6 protein-coding genes are annotated in these 5,655 nt (G+C 27.8%); all 6 read left to right on the forward strand.

Annotated elements, in window-relative coordinates:
* Positions 1-33 precede the first annotated feature (33 nt).
* Genes GBG18_RS14460 through fliD form a run of 6 tightly spaced genes read left to right on the forward strand, consistent with a single transcriptional unit; the run spans position 34 to position 5,487 of the window.
* Positions 34-522, forward strand: coding sequence for a MotE family protein (locus tag GBG18_RS14460; RefSeq protein WP_152192219.1), 489 nt, complete (start codon positions 34-36; stop codon positions 520-522).
* Positions 523-524: 2 nt separating this feature from the next.
* Positions 525-1,064, forward strand: coding sequence for a flagellar basal body-associated FliL family protein (locus tag GBG18_RS14465; RefSeq protein WP_152192221.1), 540 nt, complete (start codon positions 525-527; stop codon positions 1,062-1,064).
* Between the two features lie 4 nt (positions 1,065-1,068).
* Positions 1,069-1,497: a hypothetical protein gene (locus GBG18_RS14470; protein WP_152192223.1), complete on the forward strand. Its 429-nt coding sequence runs from the start codon at positions 1,069-1,071 to the stop codon at positions 1,495-1,497.
* Positions 1,487-2,182, forward strand: a complete 696-nt coding sequence (locus GBG18_RS14475; RefSeq protein WP_152192225.1) for a flagellar basal body L-ring protein FlgH — start codon at positions 1,487-1,489, stop codon at positions 2,180-2,182. The genes GBG18_RS14470 and GBG18_RS14475 overlap by 11 nt, the downstream gene beginning before the upstream one ends.
* Positions 2,183-2,238: 56 nt before the next feature.
* On the forward strand, positions 2,239-4,116 hold the full coding sequence (locus tag GBG18_RS14480; RefSeq protein WP_152192226.1) for a flagellar hook-associated protein FlgK: 1,878 nt from the start codon (positions 2,239-2,241) through the stop codon (positions 4,114-4,116).
* Positions 4,117-4,131: 15 nt separating this feature from the next.
* Positions 4,132-5,487, forward strand: a complete 1,356-nt coding sequence (fliD, locus tag GBG18_RS14485) for a flagellar filament capping protein FliD (RefSeq protein WP_152192228.1) — start codon at positions 4,132-4,134, stop codon at positions 5,485-5,487.
* Positions 5,488-5,655 lie beyond the last annotated feature (168 nt).

Genomic DNA, 5,655 nt, shown 5'->3' on the forward strand with positions numbered 1-5,655 from the left:
AAGTAAGTATATTTCAGGATAAAGGGTTATGATTTGTTTAGTAAAATAGTTATTTTTTTATTTTTTTCTACTTTCTTATTAGGTGCAGAAGAAACAAGTAGTACATTAATAAAACAAAGAATTGAGATAAAAGAATTAAAAAAAGAACTAAACTCTTTTTATAATAAAAAAGAAAAAGAGTATCAAGATAGAAAAAAAGAGCTAGAAACAATACTTGCTCAAATTGAAAAAGAAAAAGCAGAGATAAAAGCGTTACATGATAAAAATCTTTCGATTTTACAAAATATGGAAGAGACTGTAAATAGTAAAACAGCAAAAATTTATAATTCTATGAAGCCTAAAATAGCAGCTTCAATTTTTAATGAAATGATAAGTGATGGAAGAATTGAAGATGTTTTTGATATAATCTTAAAATTAAAAGAAAAAAAAGTAACATTATTAATGAAATATTTAAGCGTGCCAAATGCAGCAAAATTAACATTAATGCTTGAAGATTTTAAAGTAGAAAATGAAAAGGGATAACAATGGCTGAAGAAGAAAATACAGAAGAAAGTAAAAGTTCAGGAGCAGGTAAGGGAATGATAATAGCATTAATAGCGCTAGTTGTAATATTATTATTAGCAGTTGCTGGTGGTGCTTATTTCTTATATTCTCAAGGGCTATTTTCTCCAAAAGATGGTGCAACAACAGAAGAGATGACTAAAAAAGAAGAGGCAGGTGATTCTAAAGAGACATTTAAAGCAAATGTTGATGATTTAGTTTTAAATATTACTAATGCTAAGGGAAAAGAGAAGTTAATGAAACTATCTTTTGCTGTTAAAAGTGTTGAGCCAACAATTGAAGCTATAATGGAAGAGTATAGAGCTGAAGTTATTGATGTAGTTATCGCACAAATTAGTGCAAGAAGTTCAGAAGAGTTATTAACAGTTGGTGGAAAAGCTTTATTAAAAGATGAGCTTTTAGAAGAAATTAATGGTGTTATTAATGAAGTTACATCTAATAATGAAGATATAAAAGCTAATAATATTAAAAAAATATTATTTACAACATTTGTAATAAAATAGAGTCATGATAGTAGCTGTAAAAAGAAATAAAAAACAAAGAATAATAAAATTCATTTCTTTAGCTGTATTAGTAGCAATGTTTGCTGGTTACTATTTTTATATGAGTAAAGAGTTTGAAGAAAAACAAAGAATTGAGCTTGAAACAAAAAAGGCCGAAAAACTTGCAGCTGAAAAAGATAAGAAGTATAAAAAGAGTTTAGAACGAGCAATATTAACTGAAATAGAAAAAGCAGTAGATTTAATAGGCCAAAAATATATACAACATGTAAAAATTATTGAAAATAAAGTAGTGATTATTTGTGAACCAAAAACTAACTTAGACGCATTAAAAGTAAGATATGGAACAATGGCATTAATTAAAAATACACTCAATGAAATAATAATTGCAATTGATGTTAATTTCATAGTAAAAAGTAGATTAAATGAAAAATAGTATATTGATAATATTAGTTACAGTTTTTTTTACAGCTTGTGGAGTTTTACCTAAACAAGAAATAAATTTTACTAAGCCAAAAATTCAAATACCAAAAAAAAATCCTGCACCTCAAAATAATAAAGGCTCTTTATATTCAATGCAAGGAGCTTCTTTATTTGCTGATAAAAAAGACTTACAAGTTGGTGATATAATTCAAATTAATATTAGTGAATCTTTATCTTCGGATTCTAGTAACTCAAGAGAATTAACTAGTGATAGAGAGACTAATCTTGGTGGTGGATTATTAGCTTCAACTGGTACAGATGCACTAGGTAGTACGGCAAGTAAAATAAATAATAAATTGGGTGTTGGTTTTAGTACTAATAGCTCTTCTTCTGATACAGGTGAGGCATCTAGTCAATTTGATGAATCCTTCGAAACAGTAATATCTGCTATTATTCAAGAAACTTACCAAAATGGTAATTATTTTATCAAAGGTTCTAAAGAATTATTAATAGATGGCCAAAAACAACAAATAATTGTAAGCGGAGTAATTAGACCTTATGATATTACTTCAGATAATTCAATTGAGTCTTCTCAAATGGCAAATTTAAAAGTTCTTTATGATAAAGAAGGCGAAGAAGCAGATATCATGAAAACTCCTTGGGGAACTAAGATATTTAGAGCGATATGGCCATTTTAATCTAATTTTAAGAATTGTAATGCAATAATTAGTAATCTTATCCTAAAGGAGTCTCAATGCTAGGTACATTAAATGTTTCACAATCTGGTTTAAATGCTGCGAAAGTTGCAGTTGAAAACGTATCGAACAATATTGCTAATGAGAATACTCCAGGATACAAAAAAAGAGTCGTTCAACTTAGTGAACTTGACCAAAATGATAATAGAGTAACAGGAAGAGGAGTTAGCTCTAGTAGTGCTTATAGAATAACTTCACAATATATGTATGAAAATATACTTTCTGAAAACTCAAAATTAAATGCATATGATAAATTATCTTCAACCTTAGCGAATGTTGAATCAATATTTAAAGAGACTGAAAATAGTGGTTTTTCAGCTGATTTAAATAGATATTTACAATCTGTAGAAAATTTAAGAGCTAATCCAAATTCAGAAGTTGCTAAAACTACTTTAAAAAATGAGGGTAATTCTTTAGTTGAATCTTTACAGAATATCTATTCAGGTATTGAAAAACAACAGTCTTTAGAGGAAGAAGATTTAAATGCTAATGTTGTAAAAATAAATGACATTCTACAAGAAATTGGTCATGTAAATGAAAAACTATCTCAATATAGTTCTTCTTCAAATGATTTATTAGATAAAAGAGATCAGTTAGAAAAAGAGCTATCAATGTATACTGATATTGATGTAAGTACTGAAGATGGTGAATATGAATTAAAAATTGCAGGAACAACAGCAGTTAGATATAGTACAAATGTAAGAGCTTTGACTATTGAAGAAGAAAAAACTCCACAAATAGATAAATATGTAAATGACGATGGTTCAAACCTTGATATTACTTTTGATGAAGAAGATATTATTTCATATAAAATTAATAATGAATTTGAAGTTAGTGTTAAATATGGAGATGCAATAACTTTTGATATTAATGAAGATGGAATTATTGATACGAACGATGGAACTGTAGATGAAAGTAATTATCTTAGAGTTTTAGTTAATGAAATAAATACAACTACAGGAATAAGTAATTTAGTAAAAGCATATAATGGAAACTATGAAACAGATTCTGAAGGTAATAAAACAGAACTTTATCCAAATCAAGATAACTTTTTATTAATTGAATCAAAAATTGATGGTAGTGATGGAAATTTTGAAGGAAGAATTACAGTAGTTAAGCAAAGTGATTCAGATCTTTTAGATTCTACAAATGAATTAGATGTTGATAGTAGAACTAACTTTTTTGCAGAAGAAGATTATAGTAGTGAATCAGAATCAAGAACTTTTCTTAGTATTTATGATAGTGAAATCACAGTTAAAAGTGGTATTTTAAAACCACAACTAGATAATCTAGATTCAACTTCATATAATAATAAAATACAAAATTATAAAGATAAATTAGATTCATTTGCACAAACATTAAGTGATTTAAGTGATAAATATATAAAAACTGGTGATGATGAATATTTGTATGGAGATACGAGTATTGACTCAGATAATGATTATTTAACAAGTACAGTTCATAATATTGGTTTATTTTCTGGTGGAAGTGTAATGTCTTTAACGTTTAATGAAAATTCTGTAAATGATTTAGAACAGAATGATTTAGATTATTTAGCAACTTTACAATGGAAAAAAGATATTTCATTTACAGGAAAAGAACAAAACCCTGATGATACTTCAGTCTCTTCTTTATCAGAGTTTTTTCAAGATATTAGAATAAATGTCTCATCTGATAAAGAGAGTAATGATTTTTTATTAAGTACTCAAGAAGGAGTTCAACAAGCCTTAGAGAGTGCTCATGATGAATTAACAAAGGTTGATTCTGATGAGGAAATGATAAATTTAATTAAATTCCAAGCTGCATATAGTGCAAATGCAAAAATTATAACAGTAATTGACGAAATGTTGCAGACATTACTTGGTTTAAAAAGATAATAGGAGGTTATTATCATGGCTGAAGGTATTTTAGGATTAGGATCAGGACAAGCAGCATCTTTAAATCAAGAGTTAATTGATAAACTAAAAACAGCAGAAAGAGCAGCTACGGTTGAGCCAATTGAAACAAGTATAGAAAGTATTGAAAGTGAAAAAGAAGTATTTACTACAATAAGTGAAAAAGTTGAGGAAGTATTAGATTCAATAAAAATATTTGATTTATTTGTAACTGGTGGTGTAACAGCATTTGATCAAAAAACTGCAACTGCAACTGGGGATTCTGTTGTTTTTGATGCAGCAGATGTATCTTTATTAAATGAAGGTGTTACTACTGTTGATATTAAGAATTTAGCACAAAAAGATGCTTATCAATCAAATGCAGTCGATGGTACTACAAAAGATACAGCATTAACTTCTCTTGGTGATTTAATTATTAATGTTGCTGGAGTTGATACAACTATTGATACGGAGGGAAAAACCTATGAAGAGCTTGTATCAGAAATAGATAAAATTAACGGAATAAATGCTTCTTTAGAACAAGTAGGTAGTGACTCATATAGACTTGTATTAAAAAGTAGTGAATCAGGTGTTGATAATAAAATTACTATTACAGACAGTGGTGCAGGTAATGCATTAGGTTTAGTAGGTACAGGAAATGAAGCAAATCATACATTAGTTGCACAAGATATGAAAGCCTTAGTTGATGGTATTGAATATAACTTATCATCAAATTCTTTAGAAGTTGATGGCTTAAAAATAGCTGCAACAGAAGAGGGTGTTTCAAGTATCAATATAACAAAAGACAATACAACTATTGAAACGAGTATGAATACTTTTATTGAAAAATATAATGAATTAGTGGCTTTAGTAGATGAAGAAGTTTATTCAGCTGATTCTGATATTGCTGATAAAGCTGCTCTAAAAGATATAGTAAATCAAATTAAAGATAAATTATTTGGCTCATATGGTGAAAATTCAGATAAATCAATTTTTAGTTTTGGTTTTGAATTATCTAAAGATGGTTCATTATCTTTAGATTCTACAACTTTTAATGCAGCGCTGGATGAAGACCTAGATGCAATGAAAGATATCTTTATAGGTAGTGCAGAAAATAAAGGTTTAGGAACACAAATAAAAGAGCTAATTGATAATATGGGATTCTCTGATGGTGTTATTGGTCTTTATGAATCTTCTATGCAAGATAGGGAAGATGTATTAAATGAGGATAAAGAAAATGCTGAAGAAATATTAGATGCTAAATATACAGCTTTAGCTGCTCAATTTGGAACATATTCTGCAATTATTACACAATATGAATCATCTTTTTCAGGCTTAAGTTTAATGATTGAACAATCAACAGCATCTTCATAAGAATAAAAAATTATTTTATTCTTATCTTACAGATATTTAAGTAATTTAATACTATACTACTTAAATATTATTACAATACTATAACTAGATGGAGACCTAATATATGGGGATAGAAGCCTACAATCAACAAAATGCAGTATCAGATGATCCTTATGCTTTAATATTAAA

The sequence above is a fragment of the Poseidonibacter ostreae genome (assembly GCF_009208075.1).
In the GTDB taxonomy this organism is placed as follows: domain Bacteria; phylum Campylobacterota; class Campylobacteria; order Campylobacterales; family Arcobacteraceae; genus Poseidonibacter; species Poseidonibacter ostreae.

What these genes read in the sequence shown, in the direction of transcription:
- fliD (WP_152192228.1), top strand. Translation starts at nt 4,132, where the DNA reads ATGGCTGAAGGTATTTTAGGATTAGGATCAGGACAAGCAGCATCTTTA.
- GBG18_RS14465 (WP_152192221.1), top strand. Translation starts at nt 525, where the DNA reads ATGGCTGAAGAAGAAAATACAGAAGAAAGTAAAAGTTCAGGAGCAGGT.
- GBG18_RS14475 (WP_152192225.1), top strand. Translation starts at nt 1,487, where the DNA reads ATGAAAAATAGTATATTGATAATATTAGTTACAGTTTTTTTTACAGCT.
- GBG18_RS14470 (WP_152192223.1), top strand. Translation starts at nt 1,069, where the DNA reads ATGATAGTAGCTGTAAAAAGAAATAAAAAACAAAGAATAATAAAATTC.
- GBG18_RS14480 (WP_152192226.1), top strand. Translation starts at nt 2,239, where the DNA reads ATGCTAGGTACATTAAATGTTTCACAATCTGGTTTAAATGCTGCGAAA.